This window comes from Ascidiimonas meishanensis (genome assembly GCF_037782385.1).
In the GTDB taxonomy this organism is placed as follows: Bacteria; Bacteroidota; Bacteroidia; order Flavobacteriales; family Flavobacteriaceae; genus Ascidiimonas; species Ascidiimonas meishanensis.
Window position 1 is genome coordinate 1 of sequence record NZ_JBBEXD010000012.1, and the last position, 21,946, is coordinate 21,946.

Consider the following 21,946-nt stretch of genomic DNA (forward strand, 5'->3'; position numbering starts at 1 on the left):
ATTTGTTGAATGGGGCGACCTAGGCCATCAAAATACTGTACGTGTTCTAATACATCGGCATTATGGGTTAGGGTGGTGCTGTTAATGGCGGTCATGGCTTTTTGGGGTGCTTGGGTATAGATGTAGTTTTGGTTGTTGCTGAGTACTACTGGTATATAGGTGTCTTGATTGCATCCTAGGTTGGTGCCGGGTTGTGCGGGGCAGTTGTCATTGTTATTGCGCACATAGCCTAGGGGTTGGGTGCATTGGGTTAGGGTTTGTGCGGGGTCTCCAAAACCGTCGTTGTCTTGGTCTTTGTACCATTGGGTGTTGGGGTTTAGGTTGCTGTTGTTGTCGTTACAGTCGCCGGTATTGGCTACATAGCCTGTGGGCTCGGTGCACTGGGTAAGGGATTGCGCTGGGTTGCCAAAACCATCATTGTCTTGATCGCGGTACCAGCTTTTAGTGGGGTTGATACTGGCATTGGTATCGTTACAATCTTGGTTGTTAAGGGTGTACCCAGTGGGTTGGGTGCAACGGGTGATATAAACGGAGGGTGTACCGTATCCGTCGCCATCTGCATCTTGGTACCAGCGGGTGTTGGGGTTTAGGTTGTTGTTGTTGTCGTTACAATCGGTATTGTTCCTAATGTAGCCGCTGGGTTGGGTGCATTGAATGCGCCAATTGTTGGGATCGCCAAAGGTGTCATTGTCTGCATCGCGATACCAGCGGGTGGTGGGGTTGATGGTGGCGTCTGCATCGTTACAATCTTGGTTGTTGGTGACGTACCCGCTTGTGGGGGTGGTGACAAAGGGGGCGGTTGGGCTTCCCCAACCATCGTTATCACCATCAAAATAGTAATTGGTTGTACCGCCGCCATTGCCGCCTTCGCCTATTTGGGCTAGGGTGCTGGTAACGGTGAAAAGGATGATACAGAAAGTGAAGGGTAGTTTCATAGTGCTTCCTTTTTTACTGATTTTTATAGTGATAGGTGTTTTTAGATAGGAGGTTACCGTCGTGATCGCGTATGGTTTCTAATCGGTTGTAAGTATCGTAGCTATAGGTGGTCTCACGACCTCGGGGGTCTACTTTTTTGGTGACTCCTACCAGGGGTTTGTAGGCAAAAGTGGTGACCATGGCTGCTGGGAGTGCGGTGCGTATTTTGGCGAGCTCTGCCAACAAGGCGGCTTCTGAGCTTGGGTTTTCAAGGATATTGAGGTTGAGGCCTATGCTTGGGGCGGTGACGCTGTTGTAGGTGGCATTGTCTATCTTGGCGACTACGTATTTACCGCCGTAGCCCCAGAGGTAGGTAATGGTCATGCCGTTGGGTTGGGATACTTCTAAGGGGTTTCCTTTGTTGTCATACCGTTGGTATTGGATGCGACTTTCTAGGGTTCCTGTGGTTCCTTTAAGGGTTTGTATTTCTTCTGGAAGTAGGATCTCATTACCCCAATCTTTGAATAGGGTGCGTTGGGTGGCTAACAAATTGCCATTGCGGTAACTTTGGGTTTGTATGGGTTGGCTAACGCGGTGTTGGTTGTTTAGGTCTAATTTTTTAAGGGCGTTTTCTTGGCTGGGGGTTAAACCGGTGATACTTGCGAGATCATCTGGGTAGTATACCTTGGTCTCTAGTGTATCGCCTTTGCTATCGGTGACTTTTGTTCGGGTGATTTGTAGGTGTAATGGATTGTCGTAATAGTAGTTGGTGGTTTTCTCCAGAGGGTTGGATCCGTTTTCATCGTAGAAGCGTTCCATGGTTTGTGTTAATGGGTATCTTTCGGAAACATGATCGTATTGTATCATGTCTATGGGTAAGGGGGTGCCGCCTATGGTGTTATGATTGACTTGAATGGTATAGTTGATGGGCTTGCCATAGCAGGGATGGTATTTGAAGGAGATTTGGTTGTTGTTTCCTGCGGCTACGCATCGTAATCCGTTGATGGGTTTCCAAAAATGTTCATGGTTGGTGGAGCAGGTTATATAGGGGTAGGATGTACTGAGGTCTTCTGTTTTACAGCTATAGTTGGGCCACTGGGCTTCGCATAATGGTTGGTATAGTCTGGTGGTTATGTAGTTGTTGATTACATAATGATAGGTGGTGTCTTTGGGATAAAAGTTTTCTTTTTCATATAGTTTGGTAAAACTGGTGGTGCCATCTTTGCGGTAATAGACAACTCTTTTCTCTAGGCCGTTATCGGCGGCATCTTGATTTAATAATAGCATGGACACGCCGCTGTATTCTCCTGAGCCCCATACTTGGCGGTTTGCATCTAATTGATGGATGATGTATTCGTGTTCTTCCATTCCTGCTTCAAAGTTGTCGCCTCCTAAACTGGTGGTTACTTGTTTGTAAAAAATCATACCTCCACGTTGGTCTACCAGGGTGTTTACGGTATTGGAACTCAGGTTGCTGTAATAACAAAATTTCATTCCGCAACCTACTCCTCCGGAGGTGGTGGAGCTGCATCCAAAACCGGTCATGGTGGCGGTTTCATATCTTGGCGCTCGGTAGTTGGTGCCGGAAGAAAGGGAGCGATTGGCTCTGGGGGTGTAATAATAGCGTTTGACAATCTCTTGCTGGGTTACTGGATCGTACGCTTTGGTTTTTTGTACGCGCATCCCGGGTCCTGTATGGTTGTCTATGAGGGTGGTGCCATCAAAATAGCGTAGTTGTGCTAGGTAGTGTAATGCTCCGGTGGTGGTTATTTTTAGCTCATAGTTGTGATTTTTGGTAAGTGTAACAGGGATGTCTATAGATTGACCTGGTATTACTGTACTTGTGGAGATGAGCTGATTGGTGGTAAGATCTGTCAAGGTAATGGTACCCTCTCCTGTGCATTGATTGCATAAGAGGTTGTCTATATCTTCATAACCGGTGATTCTTGTTGGATAGATTGCTGTATTTTGGTAAGTATTGCCTGTAGCGAATAAAATGGTGGAAGACAGTGTGGGTGATTGTGGATTGGAGTTGACCTGATAAATGGTGTCTTTGTATGTTGTTTTGCCTCCGTAATAGGTGTTGGGTTCATAAATAAGTTGGGTTGATCCGGCGGTGGGATAGGTTACTTTCTTAAGAAGGCCCACTTTTGTATAGAGGGCATTGGGGGTTCTATCGGCGCCTATTAATCCGGTGACATTATTCCAGATGGCAGAATTGGGTTTTACCAGTAAGGTGGTGTTGTTATTTTTGCCGTTGTAATATCCCCAATGATCTTGGGCGTACGATTGTCTGGCGGGAAAGCTGGTTTCGTTGTGATAGCTAAAGTGGTGTTTTTGGGCGGGATTTTTTTGGGTTAGTTTATTTAGAAAGACTCTATTATTGGTGGTGATGGTGTAGGTGAAATCAAATCTTTCTACGAGCTGGCTAGCTTGATTTACTACTTGCATATTTTGAAGTAGGGTATAGTTGGTGATCTCTGGATGTGCTAAGGTGGCATTAAAATTTATGGTTCCGTTTACTGGATTATTGGACCAAATCTTTACTAGTTTTTGACCGGATAAGGTGATCCATTGATTGCAGCTGCTATAATTGTCGTCTGGGCAGGAGCAGTCGCCAATGCCTTTGCCTAAGCTTTTGGAATAGTTTTGACGCTTGCCCATTATGTAATTATAGCTTACCGGGGTGTAGTCAAAGTGTATTTGGTCTCCAAAAGGGTGAGTCATTTTTGTTAAATACCAGGCGGTGATGGCGCTATTGTCGGGAGCACTGGTGACGCATTCATTTGAATTTCTGGTGAGTTCGGTTTTGGTAAATTCGTATTGGATTCCATCGGAGGTGGTGAGAAAGAATTTTCTGTTGGCCTGGATTCCTTGGGAGGTTATTTTCACGGGTGCCGAATTGCGTAAGAGTACCATTTTACCTTCTCGATCAATGACAAACTGACCTGTATTGCCTTGAAAATTGAAATTATAGACATCGTGTTCTCCGTCTTTATTGGCGCCTGCCATCTCATAGATAAACTTGGTAGCAGCTGGATGTAAGTGGTTGTTGGTATTGATAAAATCATTCATGGCTTCATCTGGGAAATCTCTTGTTCCGCCATAGGTTTCATCTGCTATTCCTTTTGCCATGCGGGTTATGACGCCTCCTACATTTAAATTCCATCCTAAGCCTACCCAACTGGAAATTTGATTGACTCGGATACCTGCATTGCTATAACTCAACGAAATGGGTACAGACATGTTTTTAGTGCTATAGGTATAGAGTGGTATGTTTACATTGGGGGTTCCATTAAACTTGCCTACGGGTATTTCACCAAACTTGCCTAATTCAAAGGCGGTGGGTGATGGTGGAACTACGTCTGGTAATTTTGGGGGCTCTTGTGCTGAAATGAGATTACATAAGAAAGCACAAAAAAACAAGGACATGAAAAGTTGCTTCATAAAAAACAAGGGATTAGCGGAATATATAGGCACCAAAAAGCATACCAAAACTACATTAATTAGTGGGAAAATAATAATTTAGTATAGAATTATCTTATTAACCTATGAAGTATTTAACTTTAATGTTGAGTATAATAAATTACTACTTAAAAGAACTTTACCCTTGTAAAATCAAGCTAAATAAGGTGAAAATAGTTGTTAATTTCTTTAAATAAATGAACAGTGAGGTACTAAGTTGTATCAAATTACAGCATGCTACTTTGGTGATTTTTTACTAAAGAAAATGACGTATGAGTTTAGCCCTTGCTTTATTTTAAATCATCGGCTACTAGTAATATTTCATTAGGGTTTCTACAAAACGTAATGTTATCATTCTGTATTATCTAGGGGTTCTCCAAAATATATTTCCTCCAATTCTAAATAGGGAGGACATACAAAGAATATAGAGGCATTAGGAATAGTTTTGAGCGTTTTTAAATCTTTAAAACCATTTTTGAATAATTCTTCGGTATAAAATAAAGCCATATCATAATCCAACTTCTTAGCGGCATACTGGATCACATCAAAATAAGCCTGTATATCCTCCTTATCTGCTAGTGTTCTAAAAATAGTGGCGTACAGCCATTTTTGAGTATCCGTAGAATCTTTTTGTGTCATTGCTACTTCTTTAGCAGCCGTAGCTAATAATCCTTTTAAACGTTTTCCGGTTCTTTTTTTAAAGTAGTCTTTGCTTTTGGTAAAACTGTCTATTTGTTTTAACTGACTTTCCCACCATCCTAGATTATCAAAATTTAAAGAATCTAAATCATCTCTAAAATAAAGAGCATACATGCTTCGCAAATCCTCTTCTTCCCATGTAGCTTCTCTATCCTTTTTCTTTCTTGTTTTGTACGCTTGACCCTTTTTAAGCAAGCGAATATTTTTCTTTAAACTATCTGTATTTAATGGAACATGAAAATTTGTCTGTATCCTTGTAAATTGTTCAATTGCTTTTTCTTTATTATAGGTAGAAAGTTTGTTTGCTTTTTCTATTTCTGTTTGATACTTTTCTATAAGTTCTTCTTTTGAAATCTTATTGTATTTCTTGTGATACCTAAGTTGAATCCATTGAAAAGCTTCGGTTACTAATTGTTGATCCGGCCATTCGTGCGCACCATCAAAAGTGAAAAATTCATTAGGTATTCTTTTAGTATTGAGATATTGTTGTGCAGATTCCATTTCTATATAGTTGAAATCATCATTACCCGCCATACCTACAAAATAAAACTTATGCTTATTAGGATAATAGTTTACGTTTGTAGAAAAACTTGCCCCACAGGCTATTACGGCCTCAATTTTTTTAGTAATTACAGCAATCGTGGTTGCCAAACGCGCTCCTCCTGAGAATCCTGCAGTAAAAATCCGCGTGGTTTGTAAAGGGTAGGTTTTTGCAATTTCTATTGATAACTTATCAAATTTAGCAAGATTCTTTTCTAAGACATCATTCTTTATCACATTAGAAGATACAACAATCAAACCGTACTTTTCTGCTGCTTCCTTAAAAACATTCACTGCTCTTTTGCCATTACCCTCTGGATCAAAAGCAAAAAGCAACGGCCATTTTTTATTCATCTCAAAAGCTTCTGGGAGGTAAATAGAATAGGTAGCGGTGCTATCTGTAACCATAGCAACCTTATCAATAACTACTCCTTTTTTAAGGCTAAATTGTTGTGCTTGACTTGTGGTAGTTAGTACTAAAAAAAGAAAAAAATAGAATTTATTCATTGCTGCTTACTTGTTTTATCTGGAATCTTACATGATAAGCATCAAAAATCTTGCCGCATTGCCATTACCATGATTCATCTAAAGACTATGCAGTAAAGATAAAAAAACCGAAGTACCTGTAGGGCATTCATTCCTCAAATAAATACCCGAACAGCATTCTTATTTGAATCAACCATAAACTAACCCTTATTTATGGAAACCGTGAAGCTTGAATTGCTTGATAATATGTTTTTAATTCTTTAGCTACCTTGGGGGCTAATAGAAAGAGACCTATCATATTAGGAACCATCATGGCAAAAACCATGGCATCTGAAAAGCCTATCACCGCATCTAAACTTGCCGCAGCGCCAATCACCACAAAACCACAAAAGAGAAATTTGTATACGTATCCTGTTAAAAAATGCTTCCCGAATAAATAAGTCCAAGCCTGATAACCGTAATAAGACCAAGATATCATAGAAGAAAAGGCAAATAAAATTACAGCTACGGTTAGTACATAAGGAAACCATGAAATAGTACTTTCTAACGCTTGGGAAGTGAGCAAAACACCTTGTTCTGGTGAAACCATTGCTCCTACTGTTAATTGCCCGGTAATAATAAGAGCTAGTGCTGTCATAGTGCACACTAAAACCGTATCTATAAAAGGTTCTAGTAAAGCTACCAAGCCTTCGCTCGCTGGAAAACTGGTTTTTACTGCAGAATGTGCTATGGCCGCCGACCCAATACCTGCTTCATTGGAAAAAGCACCTCGCCTAAAACCTTGCACCAAAACCCCTACAATACCGCCTGTGATACCGGAAGGATTAAACGCTCCTTCAAAAATTTGCTGGAATGCATGGGGAATCAATGTATAATTTGCGCCTATTACAATAAGTATCGCCAAGATATAGGTAACTACCATGGCAGGTACAATTTTATCGGTCACTTTAGCTATTTTCTTGATACCCCCAATAATTACTATTCCCACCAAAACTGCCATTACCAAACCGAAAAGCCATCCTCTCTGATAGAAAAAACTTTCTGTACCACCAGAAACATTCTCAAATAGTTTGAATGCTTGATTTGCCTGAAACATATTTCCCCCTCCAAAGGAACCTCCCACGCACATGATAGCGAATAATACAGCCAATAACTTCCCTAGTTTTGCTAGCCCTTTCTCCTTAAGTCCTTTACTGAGGTAATACATAGGGCCGCCAAAAACTACTCCGTCTTTATTTACTTCTCGGTACGCGACACCCAAGGTGCATTCCACAAATTTAGAGGCCATTCCCAGAAGTCCTATTAAAATCATCCAAAAAGTAGCTCCAGCACCTCCAATAGACAAAGCAATGGCTACTCCACCAATATTACCCAAACCAACCGTGGCAGACAAGGCAGTAGTGAGCGCCTGAAAATGAGACACTTCTCCTTTAGATTCATTATGCCCATTAGTTACTGTTGTTTCTGATGCTTCTAAATGATCATAATCTCCTTTTACAATTTTGATGGAGGTAACAAAGCTCCTAAAATTTATGCCTTTAAAATAGAAGGTGAAATAGCTTGCGCCTACCGTTAAGATGATTAAAACCCAAGGAATCCCTACAGACGATGCAATAGGAATTTCTGCATTAATGGCATCTACAAACCAACCGGTTGTATTTTGAAACTTTTTATTAATTAATTGATCTGTTGACTCTGAGAAAACAAACGATGATAAAAAAAAGAAAATAGTTTTGTGAAGTAATAGAAGCATCTGAATAAAATTTTGATGCTGCTAAATTGAAGTAAGATGTATTCCAATCAAAGATTAAACAGTGGTTAAAAACGAATCCTGAAATACGTACGTACGTACTTAAGTAGGCTTCTCATTTTGCGCAATGGTAGCGTGTTTTCCTAACTCATTAGCCTCTGCATATGCAATTAACTGGTCTTTACCGCTTGCTCCCTTGATCTGTAGTAATTTTTTAATCTGATGGATATGGGCTTGAAATCCGTCTGGACTAATGTGCATGGCATCTGCAATTTCGGTATACGACTTTTTACCTTTACAAATCCATAAATTGGCGAGCACTTCTTTTTGACGATCTGATAATTCAATTCGTGAATCTTCTTTTAATTGAGTAAGAGAATCGCGCGTATCATGGAGTGCTACTTTAAGGTTTTCTATGGTATCTAAATGACTTTCTATGGCTGTTAAGCTTCTTTGGTTGGTTTTCTTTAACTCATTATTTTCTTGAATTACCATTTCCAATTGCGTTTGCCTTTGTTCGGTTTCTGAGAGAAACTTCCAACTGTAGAGTAAAATGGTAAACAATACAATGAATAGAAATTTAAATACAATAGCCGTAATCATGCCAAAAGACTGCCAAACCTCCGTTCCCATATATGCTGACACTTGTGAAACCGGAAAAATTCTATGAGAAACTGCAATTACAATCAGTATAAACAATGCAAAGGATGGTAAATACATAAACTGCATACTTCTACTGGCAAATGCCTTATTGAGTTCTTGCAATAGAATAAAGGCTACAATTAGTGAGATAGGGATATCTATAAGCCAGATATAGGTATTGCTAATAGCGCCTGTCCCTCCAAAAGTAGCGCTAATAAATACAAACGCTATAATCGCAAATAGTCCTCCAAAAATCACAAATACTTCCCGGTTCGTAAAGCGCTCTATCATTCGTATAACGATGTTGCGGTTGCCTTTATGTTCAATGGAAGGGATGGAGAGTAAAATAAAAAGGGAGTTTAGTAATGAAAAAACGACTCCTAAATAAATAATGGTTTTATCGTCTACAGAAAAATAAAAACCGTACACCAAAATAAGATTAAGCAATGCGCCCAATCCCCAAATAAAAATAGCAAGACCAAACCATTTAATTCCGTTAATGGCTAGTTGAGAAGCGTTTCTCTTTTTTTCTTTGAAATAGATTCGCTGAATAACGAAGGCCGTAATTAAACACACAAGTGCAGTAACACTATATTCTATACTGGCAAACATTAGCTGGCTGATTTGTTTCAATTTTAAAGATACTTAAATTGAAACAAACCAGTTATCTTACCTATTAAAATTACATATTTCTGCGATACTGCCCACCCACTTCAAAAAGTGCATCTGTAATTTGACCCAATGAGCATACTTTAGAAGCTTCCATTAATTCTTCAAAGATGTTCTCATTTTGCACAGCAACTCTTTTAATGTTTTCTAATTTTTTTGTGGCTGCTGCCTTATTGCCTTTTTGAAGATTTTTTAAGGTTTGAATCTGTTCTTCTTTTTCTTCTTCGGTAGCTCGTATTACTTCTGCTGGAAGTACTGTTGGTGAGCCTTTACTACTTAAAAAGGTATTTACGCCAATAATGGGAAACTCTCCGGTATGCTTTAAGGTTTCGTAATACAGGCTTTCTTCTTGAATTTTTGAACGTTGATACATAGTTTCCATAGCCCCTAATACGCCTCCCCTTTCCGTTATACGATCAAACTCTATATAAACGGCTTCTTCTACTAGATCTGTAAGCTCTTCAATAATAAATGCACCCTGAATAGGATTTTCATTCTTAGAAAGCCCTAATTCTTTATTGATGATTAATTGTATAGCCATAGCTCTGCGCACACTCTCTTCTGTTGGTGTGGTGATGGCTTCGTCGTAGGCATTGGTATGTAGTGAATTGCAATTATCATAGATTGCATACAAGGCTTGTAAAGTGGTACGAATGTCATTAAAATCAATTTCCTGCGCATGTAAAGACCTACCAGAGGTTTGAATATGGTATTTGAGCATTTGCGCTCTTTCATTGGCTCCATATTTTAAACGCATAGCTTTAGCCCAAATTTTGCGAGCCACCCTTCCAATTACCGCATATTCCGGATCAATTCCGTTAGAAAAGAAAAAAGACAGATTGGGCCCAAATTCATTAATATCCATACCACGGCTCAAATAGTATTCTACATACGTAAAGCCATTTGCCAGTGTAAATGCTAACTGACTAATAGGATTAGCCCCTGCTTCTGCTATATGATATCCTGATATAGAAACCGAATAGAAGTTTCTGATTTTTTGCTGTATAAAATATTCCTGTACGTCACCCATTAAACGCAAGGCAAACTCCGTAGAAAAAATACAGGTATTTTGCGCCTGATCTTCCTTTAAAATATCGGCCTGTACCGTACCTCTAACTTGTGCTAGTGTGCTGGCTTTAATTTCTTTATATATTGCTTCTGGTAGTATTTGATCTCCTGTTACTCCTAATAACATTAATCCTAAACCATCATTTCCTTCTGGGAGATCTCCATGATATTCAGGACGTTGTACTCCTTTCTTTGTATAAATAGCCGTTATTTTTTTGGCTACTTCTTCTTCTAATCCGTTTTCTTTGATATACAATTCGCATTGCTGATCTATAGCGGCATTCATAAAAAAGCCTAAAAGCATAGGTGCAGGACCATTAATGGTCATACTCACCGAGGTCATAGGATCTGCCAGATTAAACCCTGAATACAATTTCTTGGCATCATCTAAACAACAAACGGAAACACCAGAATTACCTACCTTTCCATAAATATCTGGACGATAATCTGGATCGTTACCGTATAAGGTAACCGAATCAAATGCAGTAGATAGACGCTTTGCGGGCAATCCTATACTTACATAATGAAAACGTCTATTGGTACGTTCTGGCCCGCCTTCTCCGGCAAACATACGAGTGGGGTCTTCTCCTTGTCTTTTAAATGGATAAATACCTGCGGTAAATGGAAATTCTCCAGGTACATTCTCTTTAAGAATCCACCTTAAAATATCTCCCCATGCTTCAAAGCGCGGTAAAGCTACTTTAGGTATTTGAATATGAGACAGCGATTCTGTATGCGTTTCAATCTTTATTTCTTTATTTCTTACTTTGAAGGTGTATACCGGATCTTTATATCTCTTCACCTTTTCTTGCCAATTCAAAAGGGTTTCCCAATGATGGGGATCTAAATTCATCTTAACCCTGTCAAACTCCTTGACCAATAAATCTACAAAATCTTGTGTGCTAGCAGCTACCGTTTCAACTTCAATTCCATAGGTAGTGAGTTTGGGTGTTTTCTCTGCTAATGTCTCTACTGTTTTAAAGATGCCAAAAAGTTGCTGTGCCACTTTCACTTGCTCTTCAGATCTTTTGGTATAACCCCGGTTATTTTCGGTAATCTCCGATAAATAACGTGTACGATTAGGCGGAATTATATATTGTTTTTCAGACATTGCCTCTGTAATCTGAAAAGAGCTTTCAAATCCGGCTCCCGTTTTTTCATTCACCTTATTTATTAATACCCTATATAAAGTATTGGTTCCCGGATCATTGAACTGAGAGGCAATGGTTCCATAAACCGGCATTTTTTCTGTATTAGTATCCCATAATTGATGATTTCGCTGATATTGTTTTTTCACATCCCGAATAGCATCTAATGCACCTCTTTTATCAAACTTATTAAGGGCTATTACATCTGCAAAATCAAGCATATCAATTTTTTCTAATTGAGTAGCGGCTCCGTATTCTGGAGTCATAACATATAAGGATGCGTCTGAATGATCAAGAATCTCTGTATCACTTTGTCCGATCCCTGAAGTTTCTAGAATGATTAAGTCAAAACCAGCTACTTTCAAAATAGAGATGGCGTCATCTACATATTTGGATAGGGCAAGATTAGACTGTCTGGTTGCCAGAGACCTCATGTACACCCTGCTATTTTTAATAGCATTCATTCTTATCCGATCTCCTAGTAAAGCTCCTCCTGTCTTTCTTTTAGAGGGGTCTACAGACACTACTGCAATTGTTTTATCTTCAAAATCAATAAGATACCTTCGCACTAGTTCATCTACTAAACTAGACTTTCCAGCGCCTCCAGTTCCGGTAATTCCCAAAACGGGTATCTGAATTGTTTTTGCCTCACTTCTTATCTTAGCTAAAGCGTCTGCATGTTTCTGAGGGAAATTCTCAGCAGCAGAGATCACTCTTGCAATCTCTCTATGATTGGAAGCTGAAATATTTGCGAATTCACCATTCACATTCTCTCCAATGGCATAATCAGATTGATGAACGAGGTCATTAATCATCCCTTGCAATCCCATAGCTCTCCCATCATCTGGATGGTAAATTCGGGTAACTCCGTAGTCCATCAAGGCATTGATTTCGTCTGGAAGTATGGTACCTCCACCTCCACCGAATATTTTTATGTGACCTGCCCCTTTTTCCTTAAGTAAATCATGCATGTACTTAAAATACTCATTATGCCCACCTTGGTAGGAAGTCATCGCAATTGCATTGGCATCTTCTTGAATGGCACAATTCACCACTTCTTCTACACTGCGATCGTGCCCCAGATGAATAACCTCTACTCCAGTAGACTGAATGATCCGTCGCATGATATTGATGGCTGCATCATGCCCATCAAAAAGAGAGGCAGCAGTAACTATTCTTACTTTATTTTGGGGCTGATAGGGCTTTATTTGTTCCATTGATAATTAAACGAGTTATTTAAGGGTGCAATTTACGGAATTCTCAAAAAAATTGATGTATTACTCATATTTATATAAAAATTTAATGTCTAATTAAAACCTTTGCATTTTGAAGTAATTTTAAATTTTTATTTCTTGATCAATTTTAATTATTCAATTACGAATGAATCATCTTACATTACTTATTCATTGTCCAGATCAAAAAGGCATCATCGCATCTGTCACCAGTTTTGTGCAACAACAATCTGGAAACATCACTTACATAGACCAACATGTTGACAGCCAGCATAAAGCTTTTTTTATGCGTCTAGAATGTGCTTTTGAAAACCCTACTTTTGATAAAGCGAGTTTTGAATCCAATTTTCACAGTTCATTGGCTAAAAAATACAAAATGTATTGGCAGTTATTTGATGCTCAAAACATTCCCAATATGGCTATTTTTGTATCAAAATACGATCATTGTTTATTTGATATTCTTGCAAGGTACCGTTCTGGAGAACTTGGTGTAAAAATACCTTTTATTATAAGTAATCACAAAGACTTAGGGTTTATTGCAGAAAATTTTGAGATTCCTTTTTTTCATATCCCCGTGACTAAGGAAACTAAAGTTGCCGCAGAACAACGTCAATTAGAATTATTAGCAGCTCACAAAGTAGATTTCATTGTTTTAGCAAGGTATATGCAAATTGTTTCGGGCTCATTAATTAGCCATTATACAAATCGAATTATCAATATTCATCACTCTTTTCTTCCCGCATTTCCAGGCGCCAAACCTTATCATTCGGCTTTTGAACGTGGGGTTAAAATTATTGGAGCTACCAGCCATTATGTTACCGAAGAATTAGATGCAGGCCCTATTATCGAACAAGACACTACTCAGGTAAGTCATGTACATACCATTAAAGATTTTATAGCAAAAGGACGTGATCTTGAGAAGATAGTACTTTCACGAGCGATAAAATTGCATTTGGCAAGAAAAACAATGGTCTACAACAATAAAACCATTGTTTTCACTTGAGTAAAATCTAGTCATAAGGAAAATACTTACTATTTAAATGAATCAAAAAAGAGCGCATAACGCGCTCTTTTTTTTAAAGTGTATACTTTTTTGGATTAATCTAAATTTAATATAAGAACTCTAATGCTACTATATCAAACGGACCAAACTCACCGTCTTCCCCGAGACTAAAACAAGATAACATTAAAGAATTAGGATCAAATCCTGACGGAGTTCCAGGAATATAAATAGCTCCAACTCCACTATCTCCTTCGTTTTGGAACCCACCACAGCTTTGGCGACTAAAATAATCTGTATGTCTTAAACCCAGACTATGACCAATTTCATGACCTATTACATGTTCATTTACATTGGTATCATAATTCTGCATCCCTGCAAAAATTTGTACATACTTATTAGGACTTCCTCCTGAAGGAAAACCCGCTGATCCACCTGCTCCTGAGTTTTGAAAATTTCTATAAACTACAATATCCGCATTAGTACTTGCTCTAAAACTCAATGAAAAATTAAGCCCAATATTAAGAGCATTGTAATTGTCAATAGCCCAACCTAAAGCGGTACGCATTTTTGATGTTAAAGCATAAGACCCTCCGGTATATCCAATGACTGTTATTGTCTGTGGGGAACTAACTAAATTATTTGTACGGTACTGTTCTGAAGTTATACCTTCAAAGATACTCATTGCTTCTAACTGCTCTGCAGCAATAGCGATATCACCTTCTACCATGTACACAGTTTCTGTGCTACCATCTGGACGTTCAACGTCTTGAATAGTCATTCCCTCAGGATTCAGTGCAAGTGATTTCACTTTTTCAATTACCTCAGGTGCTATTGCCTGAGAATTGTTGATTTCTGTTGCTTCGTCTTTGTTACAAGAAACAAATATCAAACCTAATCCTAGGAAAGACATTACAACTTTTAAATTAAGATTTTTCATTTTGTGAGATTTTTGATTTTATGTTAACAATTAGCTAAAAATAACTGACTATTGCATACACTTTATATCTTGCTAATTATGCAACAAATCTACAAAAAAATTAATTTTACTGAATTAAAATCAGTTAAACAAAGAATCTTTTAACAAAAATTCAGGTTAATTGCGGTTTTGATAAATTAAATGCAATGTTAAGAAAGAGTTTTCAAATCGTTATGGGGAGAGGTTTTATCGACGAAATACATTTGCAAAAATCAGGTAAATACCGTAAATGTTAATTTTTACTCTCAAGTAAAACACATTAAAATAATGCGTAAAAATTACGGTTAACCCTCAAATTAAAGAAGGTTAAAAACCCTAAACAAAAATTAAATTACTGATTTTTCTAATATTTTAAAATAAACTCATACGGAAATACAGCAGCTTATCTTTGCAGCAACTTTTGTTTATTTTATATAATTAAATTCTTGTTTTAAGGATGCATTTGAATTGCCACCAACATATACTTTAAATGTTCCTGGCTCTGCTTCCCATTGATTGTTACCTGAATAGTATGTAATGGTTTCTTTGTTTATGGTAAAAGACACTACTTTAGATTGCCCTGCTTCTAATGTAACCAATTCAAACCCTTTTAGCTCTCTTACAGGTCTAGTGGCACTTCCTGCAATATCTTGGAGATACCATTGTACTACTTCTTTGCCAGCTATAGCTCCGGTATTTGAAACTTCTACCTGAAATGTAATTGACTTATCACCCTTAAAATTCATGGCATCTGACTCGAGATTTTTGTATTCAAATGTAGTATAACTCAAACCGTACCCAAAAGGGTATAGAGGAGAGTTCTCAACATCTCCATAATGAGTCCAAAAAACCAAATCTTCATCTTGTTCTGGCCTACCAGTGCTTCTATGGTTATAATAAATTGGTATTTGACCCACACTTCTTGGAAAACTCATTGGAAGCTTGCCAGATGGGTTATAATCACCATATAATACTTTTGCGATTGCATGTCCGCTTTGTGTGCCTAATTGCCATGTTTCCACAATTGCTGGAATATTTTTATCAGCCCAATTTAAAATAAGAGGTCTACCATTCATTAAAACCAGTACTACATTTTTATTCACCTCATAGACTGCCTCAAGCAATTCTTGCTGCATTCCCGGTAATTCTAGAGACACACGACTACGGGCTTCGCCACTTTGATATCCGTATTCCCCTAACACCAGTACTGCAACATCTGAATTTTTAGCTGCGTTCACTGCCGCTTCAAAACCTGTTCTATCTGTTGTATTTATTTCGGTCTCCAAAACGAAAGAAGGCTTTCCTTTAATTAAGTTAGGTCCCTTTTCAAAGCTCATAGAATTACCGTTATATTCGTTCATTCCTTCCAGTACTGAAATAGCAGTATTATCATCTGCGGCTAGCCGCCAGCTTCCTAAAGGACTATTTTTATCATTAGCTAAAGCACCAATTAGTGCTATTTTCTGACCTTCTTTTTTAATTGGCAATAAGTTGTTTTCATTCTTCAATAAGACAATAGATTTTAAAGCCATATCCAAAACTGCCTCATGATGTTCTTTCTTTCCCAGCGTCTCTTTTTCTCTTTGAGTATTACAATATCTATAAGGATCATCAAAAAGACCTAACTCAAATTTCACTCTTAAAATTCTACGAACTGCATCATCTATTAAGGATTCTTTAATTTTCCCTTCTTTTATTAATACCTCTAGATTATCTAAATATAAAGCAGACTCCATATCCATATCAGAGCCTGCGCTTGCAGCTATGTAAGCAGCTTCTTTTGCATCTTCAGCATATCCATGCCAAATCATTTCTTCTATAGACTCCCAATCAGACACTACGAAACCATCATAACTCCAATCTTCTTTTAAAATATCTCTTTGTAAAAACTTATTTCCAGTAGCAGGGATTGCATTTAAAACGTTAAAAGCATTCATAAAGGTTTTAACTCCGGCATCTGCTGCGGCTTTAAAAGGTGGTAGCACTACATTATATAAAGTAGAAGTGCCTATGTCTACCGTATTATAATCTAAGCCACCCTCCACAAAACCGTATGCTGCAAAGTGCTTAGCACAGGCAGCTATTGTAAAGGGGTCACTTAAATCTTCTCCTTGAAAACCTTTGATTCTGGCTTCTGCTATTCTACTCCCAAGAAAAGGATCTTCACCAGCTCCTTCCATCACTCGGCCCCACCTTGGATCTCTTGAGATATCTACCATTGGAGCAAATGTCCAGTTGATTCCAACAGCAGCTGTTTCAGCAGCAGATACTTCTGCCGACTTGCGTATTGCCTCCAAATCCCAGCTTGCGGCTTCTGCCAAAGGTATTGGACTCAAGGTTTTATAACCGTGAATAGCATCAAAACCAATAATTAATGGTATTCCCAAACGTGTTTCTTCTACGGCTATCTTTTGAATTGCTCTTACCTGCTCAACACCTCTTACATTTAACATGGAACCTACAAGACCATTTCTCAAGTCTTCATATTTTTTTTCAGCGTCGCCTTCTTTTGGAGCGGGGCCTGTAACATCCCAAAAGCCATTATACTGATTCATTTGTCCAATTTTTTCAGGAAGAGTCATCAATTTTAAAACAGAGTCTACTTTTTTCTCTATCTCATCATTACCACTGATGTTTGACATTGCTTTTTTATTTTTTTCAGAACAGGAATTAAAAAGTAATAAACTGCATATCAAGAGAGTTGCACATTTTGTAAAATAACTCATAAAGTTTGTTTTTTTATTTTAAAAAACTAGAATTTTAATAGTATTAAAGCCTTTAATTATTGTCTGCTTTTAATCAACTTGTTTTACTTCAATTGTATTGAAATTATAATTCTTGGAATCAGGCAACCTTAAAACAAGTACTTTAGATCTCCAAAATGTATTCCACGAGGCTTTTCTCATGTACCAATTCCATTTTTTTTCGCAAACGATATCTTTTTATCTCTACGCTTCGAGGCGATATATTGAGTAAAGGCGCTATTTCTTTTGAGGATAAATTTAACCTTAGATAAGCGCAAAGTCTTAAATCATTGGGCGTTAAAGCAGGATGCTTCTTTTTTACCTTTTTCAAAAAGTCTTTATCGGCATTATTGAAAGCATCTTTAAATATATTCCAGTTGTCTTCTTCATTAATATTCTGATCTATTATTCGCAATACAGATTTTAAATTAACGCCCTTTTCCTCCTGTACTTTTAAGCTCTTTTTAATTTGTCCTAAAATTTCGTTCTTATTAATTAAGTTCATTGTGGAAACTGCCAACTCTCTATTCTTGCTTTCTATGTCTTGACGTAACTGTTGATTTCTCATTTTAACAATCTCCTGCTCATTGGCAAGCTGCTGTAATCTTAGTTTTTTACTATTCTCCTCTATAAGGGCAGCTTCTTGCTTACGGTAGTAGGAACGATAGGCATAATGGATAAGAAATCCTAATAGAACAAATAAGATAAAATATAGCACTAATGCTTTTGTAGACAAGGCCCAAGGTTTTAGTACCGTAAATCTAAACGAAGCGACATTTTCACTAAGATTTTTTCCACATCTAGACCTTACTTTAAATGTATACTCGCCAAAAGGAAGGTTATCAAAATTAATATGATTCTCCTCGCTCCACTTACTCCATGATTCATTATAGGGTTCAAGATAATATTGATATTCTGTAATACTATATTTGTCGTAAATTGGTGTGCCATATTCAAAAGCGATCGTATTGTTTTTAAACGGAAGCTGTGCTTCTTCATCAAACGCTATTATTCTAGAAGTAGCATCCGCATTTTTTTGAACTATCTTGTTAATACTTATGAGACCTTTTGAAATTTTATAAGATGATAAATCTACTAGAAAATAACCATCGTTAGCACCAAATAAAAAGGTCTGATCATCTATCAATGTTACATTTTCATAACCTGTAGTTGTTTGACGAAGCATTAAGGGAATAAATAGAAAATCAATGACCGGTTCTTTACTTAATTTTCCGGGCGTTATGTGTATTATTTTATTACGAGAAAATAACCACAATCTGTTATCTTCGGTAACAACCATCTTTCCAGAAATGTATTTATCATCTTTAAAAATATTACTAATAAGAGTGTCTTTATAAAAAGTAGCCTCTTTTTTATGATACTTAAAAATCCCTTCTCGGTAAAAATAGTAGAGATTGTCATTATACTTAACAAGACTTGCATCTTTACCTTTTATAGGAGATTCTAATTCTTCTGAACTTATAACCCGTTTATAATCTTTGTCAAACAGTATTTTAAAAACACCCTTATATTCATGACTCATAAATGCTTCATTATCATTCAATAATTCAAAGTGTTTTGAAGAAAGATTAAAGTCTTTTATTTTGTTTGAATAAATCCATTTATCTTCAAATTTTCTAAGCACACTAAATCCGTTATACCCGCCCTGAAGCAATATTTCAGGTTTGTTCTTTACGGCAGAGAAGTGCCAGGTGCCAGAAGAACCATTCAATAAGGCTGCTTTTCCATTTTCAATTATAAACGTTCCAAAATCGTGACCACAAAAAAGTGTATTATCATGCGTAAACAAAGACCATACCTGTCCTCCAGTTCCTTCTATTAATTTGAAACTTCTAGCACCATTTTTTAATTTAACAAATAGCCCCTGGTTGGTTCCCACATAAAGATTTTCATTGTGAAACATGGATGCATAAACAGTTCCTAAAATTCCAGAATCGTCATTAAAAGTGCGGATTGCAGATTTTAGATTTACACAATTGATCCCATTATCCAGACCAGCCCATAGATTTCCTGATGTATCTTCTAATAAAGAAAGTACCGTATTATTGCCCAGTCCGTCTACCTGCCTGATTTGATTTACTAATTCTCCTTTAGAATTGAGCAAAATAACTCCCTTAGCTATGGTTCCAATAACAATATTTTTATTTTCTAGTTGGATGCTACTATAAGCATTTACACTACTGAGCAACTCATCGGTTTCGGTATTCCACTTACTTATTTCTCCATCTTTAAAGAGGTAAAAACCATTATTACGGGTATGCAACAAGTGACCTCTTGGATGATCAAAAACATTTATAATCCGGTTTTTTTTGATATTCACATCTGCTGAAACTAAATGTGATGTACCATTTCTTATTTCATAAAGCGAATTATCATTGGATTGAAATAATACCGTTTCTTTTGATTTAAATATTTTGAGTATTCCAGAAGGTGTATCTATAACTTCAAAGGTGTCTTTATTCGTATTATACAGATAAATACGATCAAGTGATTGAAACAGCATCCATTGATCATATTCAATGATGCCCCAAAACTGTTCATCCTCAATAATTTTTCCTTTTATTTGATCGCTAAGAGAAGTATAAACGAGTTCCTTTTGATTGTCAAAAGACCAATATCCAAACTCCATGTATGCGCCGGTGTAGATTTTATTTCCAACACATTTAACAGAACGCAGAATGGTTTCATTGGGAGAAGGATAGAGTCGCCATTTTTCACCACTAAAATGAAGTAATCCCTCATTATTTGCTACAAAAACATGTTTCTCTTCATTCTGAGAAAGCATCCAATTCTGACTTCCTCCGCCATATTGATTATAAGAATATTGTATAATAGGCGGCAGATCCTGACTAAAAGAAAGAAAAGTGAAAAGCCAAAATATGGCACCTATATACGATTGCATGATTTTTATGAAAAATAGATATAAATAAAGATTACTGTAATTATAATACCTAAACCTATAGGTTTAACAAACTTGTATGGTGTAATTTCTACTTGCTTTGTATAAGGAAGATCAAAGGCTACTTTACGAGGTTTAATAAAACCTATCACTAACATAATCAAAATATTTAAAACAAAAAGAATTGCCATTATATGAAGAAAATGCGGATAGGCGAGTATCTCAACCTCTTTAAGTTGATCTGGGTTTGTAATCCCCGAAGCTTTAGCAGCTTCTACTGCTTTAGATATAAAATGAGGTTTTAATACAAACTGACTTAAAGAATATAATACTACGCCAGAAATAATTCCAATTTTTGCTGCAAGCGCTGGTACTCTTTTGGTAAGATATCCAACCACAATAATGGTAAGTATTGGTATACTATAGCATCCATTTACTTCTTGAAGGTATCCAAAAAGACCATCTGGAGCATTTGCTATAAAAGGAGCAATTAACATAGATAAAACAGCCAGAAATACCCCAAAAGCTTTTCCATATTTTACAATGGTTGATTCTGAAGCTTCTTTGTTTATATATTCTTTATAAATATCAATCCCAAAAAGAGTAACTGAACTATTCAGAGCACTATTAAAAGAGCTTAAAATAGCTCCAAAAAGAACCGCAGCAAAGAAACCTACTAGTGAAAGAGGCAATACCGTATTTACCAATTTAGGATATGCTTGATCTGGTATTTCAAGATCTCCACCAAAAATATGAAAAGCAATAATACCAGGTAGTACTACTATTAGTGGCCCTAATATTTTTATAAAGGCTGCTAATAAAAGGCCTTTTTGTCCTTCTTTAAGGTTTTTAGCGGCAAGCGCTCTTTGAATAATTGCTTGATTAGTTCCCCAATAAAACAATTGCACTAGCATCATCCCTGTAAAAATAGTCCCAAAGGGAATATAACTAGTTTCGCTTCCTATGGAATCAAATTTGTCTGGATTTGAGTTGATTAACGTAGTAAGCCCACTCAACATATCTCCATCTCCAATGTACATTAATCCAAAAATAGGAATTAGTATTCCTCCAATTAACAATCCTACGGCATTCACTGTGTCTGACACCGCCACCGCCTTCAATCCACCAAAAACCGCATAAATAGATCCAATAATACCAATACCCCACACACATAACCAAATGGCTGTGGAATGAGATATACCAAATTCTTCTGGTATATTAAACATCGTTACAATGGCTAAAGATCCAGAATATAAAACAATTGGTAAAAACACCACCACATAACCAGATAAAAACAATAAAGACGTTATTGTCTTTGTTGTGGTATCATAACGGTCTTGTAAAAATTGAGGTACAGTAGTAATTCCACCCTTTAGATAACGAGGTAATAAAAACAGTGCCGTAACTACCATAGCAATAGCTGCAAGAGTCTCCCAAGCCATTACTAAAATACCTTGCTCATATGCCTGTCCATTTAAACCAACTATTTGTTCTGTAGACAGATTGGTTAATAAAAGTGAACCTGCTATAACCCCAGCTGTAAGGCTTCTGCCGCCAAGAAAATATCCATCAGACGAGGATTCATCGGTTTTTCGGGTTGCAAAATATGAGATCAATCCTACGAGAAGAGTAAAGCCTGCAAAAGTAACAAATGCCATATACCGAAAATTTAAAAGCCCTAATATAATGGATTACTAAATTAAAGGGAGT

11 protein-coding genes are annotated in these 21,946 nt (G+C 37.1%); 1 reads left to right on the plus strand and 10 read right to left on the minus strand.

Features of this window, described 5'->3' with window-relative positions; translation table 11 throughout:
• From WBG07_RS17105 to WBG07_RS17130, 6 genes are all read right to left on the minus strand, one after another.
• Positions 1–935 (minus strand): DUF6443 domain-containing protein (locus WBG07_RS17105; protein ID WP_413788835.1); only part of this gene is annotated, 935 nt, incomplete at its 3' end.
• Between the two features lie 13 nt (positions 936–948).
• Positions 949–4,362, minus strand: a complete 3,414-nt coding sequence (locus tag WBG07_RS17110) for an RHS repeat domain-containing protein (protein ID WP_340203044.1) — start codon at positions 4,360–4,362, stop codon at positions 949–951.
• Positions 4,363–4,731: 369 nt separating this feature from the next.
• Positions 4,732–6,126, minus strand: coding sequence for a hypothetical protein (locus tag WBG07_RS17115; RefSeq protein ID WP_340203046.1), 1,395 nt, complete (start codon positions 6,124–6,126; stop codon positions 4,732–4,734).
• A 190-nt stretch (positions 6,127–6,316) separates the two neighbouring features.
• On the minus strand, positions 6,317–7,858 hold the full coding sequence (locus WBG07_RS17120) for an alanine/glycine:cation symporter family protein (protein WP_340203048.1): 1,542 nt from the start codon (positions 7,856–7,858) through the stop codon (positions 6,317–6,319).
• A gap of 99 nt (positions 7,859–7,957) precedes the next feature.
• Positions 7,958–9,109: a helix-turn-helix domain-containing protein gene (locus tag WBG07_RS17125; RefSeq protein ID WP_340203050.1), complete on the minus strand. Its 1,152-nt coding sequence runs from the start codon at positions 9,107–9,109 to the stop codon at positions 7,958–7,960.
• A gap of 70 nt (positions 9,110–9,179) precedes the next feature.
• Positions 9,180–12,599 carry a methylmalonyl-CoA mutase family protein gene (locus tag WBG07_RS17130; RefSeq protein ID WP_340203052.1) on the minus strand — a complete coding sequence of 1,140 codons (3,420 nt, stop codon included), beginning with the start codon at positions 12,597–12,599 and terminating at the stop codon, positions 9,180–9,182.
• Between the two features lie 163 nt (positions 12,600–12,762).
• On the opposite strand from WBG07_RS17130, the gene purU reads away from it, so the two are divergent.
• Positions 12,763–13,617, plus strand: a complete 855-nt coding sequence (gene purU / locus WBG07_RS17135) for a formyltetrahydrofolate deformylase (RefSeq protein ID WP_340203054.1) — start codon at positions 12,763–12,765, stop codon at positions 13,615–13,617.
• 106 nt (positions 13,618–13,723) lie between these two features.
• On the opposite strand, the gene WBG07_RS17140 is transcribed toward purU, so the two are convergent.
• From WBG07_RS17140 to WBG07_RS17155, 4 genes are all read right to left on the minus strand, one after another.
• On the minus strand, positions 13,724–14,554 hold the full coding sequence (locus WBG07_RS17140) for a M57 family metalloprotease (protein WP_340203055.1): 831 nt from the start codon (positions 14,552–14,554) through the stop codon (positions 13,724–13,726).
• Between the two features lie 443 nt (positions 14,555–14,997).
• The gene (gene bglX / locus WBG07_RS17145) at positions 14,998–17,298 is read right to left on the minus strand and encodes a beta-glucosidase BglX (RefSeq protein ID WP_340203057.1); all 2,301 of its coding nucleotides are present in this window, start codon (positions 17,296–17,298) and stop codon (positions 14,998–15,000) included.
• Between the two features lie 142 nt (positions 17,299–17,440).
• Positions 17,441–20,239, minus strand: a complete 2,799-nt coding sequence (locus WBG07_RS17150) for a triple tyrosine motif-containing protein (RefSeq protein WP_340203059.1) — start codon at positions 20,237–20,239, stop codon at positions 17,441–17,443.
• Positions 20,240–20,244: 5 nt separating this feature from the next.
• Entirely contained in the window at positions 20,245–21,894 is a 1,650-nt protein-coding gene (locus WBG07_RS17155) for a solute:sodium symporter family transporter (protein WP_340203061.1), read from the minus strand.
• Between the last annotated feature and the right edge of the window lie 52 nt (positions 21,895–21,946).

Excerpts from the sequence above, each read along its gene's own strand:
- WBG07_RS17150 (WP_340203059.1), bottom strand. The coding sequence starts at position 20,239 with ATGCAATCGTATATAGGTGCCATATTTTGGCTTTTCACTTTTCTTTCT.
- bglX (WP_340203057.1), bottom strand. The coding sequence starts at position 17,298 with ATGAGTTATTTTACAAAATGTGCAACTCTCTTGATATGCAGTTTATTA.
- WBG07_RS17120 (WP_340203048.1), bottom strand. The coding sequence starts at position 7,858 with ATGCTTCTATTACTTCACAAAACTATTTTCTTTTTTTTATCATCGTTT.
- WBG07_RS17140 (WP_340203055.1), bottom strand. The coding sequence starts at position 14,554 with ATGAAAAATCTTAATTTAAAAGTTGTAATGTCTTTCCTAGGATTAGGT.
- purU (WP_340203054.1), top strand. The coding sequence starts at position 12,763 with ATGAATCATCTTACATTACTTATTCATTGTCCAGATCAAAAAGGCATC.
- WBG07_RS17130 (WP_340203052.1), bottom strand. The coding sequence starts at position 12,599 with ATGGAACAAATAAAGCCCTATCAGCCCCAAAATAAAGTAAGAATAGTT.
- WBG07_RS17115 (WP_340203046.1), bottom strand. The coding sequence starts at position 6,126 with ATGAATAAATTCTATTTTTTTCTTTTTTTAGTACTAACTACCACAAGT.
- WBG07_RS17155 (WP_340203061.1), bottom strand. The coding sequence starts at position 21,894 with ATGGCATTTGTTACTTTTGCAGGCTTTACTCTTCTCGTAGGATTGATC.
- WBG07_RS17110 (WP_340203044.1), bottom strand. The coding sequence starts at position 4,362 with ATGAAGCAACTTTTCATGTCCTTGTTTTTTTGTGCTTTCTTATGTAAT.
- WBG07_RS17125 (WP_340203050.1), bottom strand. The coding sequence starts at position 9,109 with ATGTTTGCCAGTATAGAATATAGTGTTACTGCACTTGTGTGTTTAATT.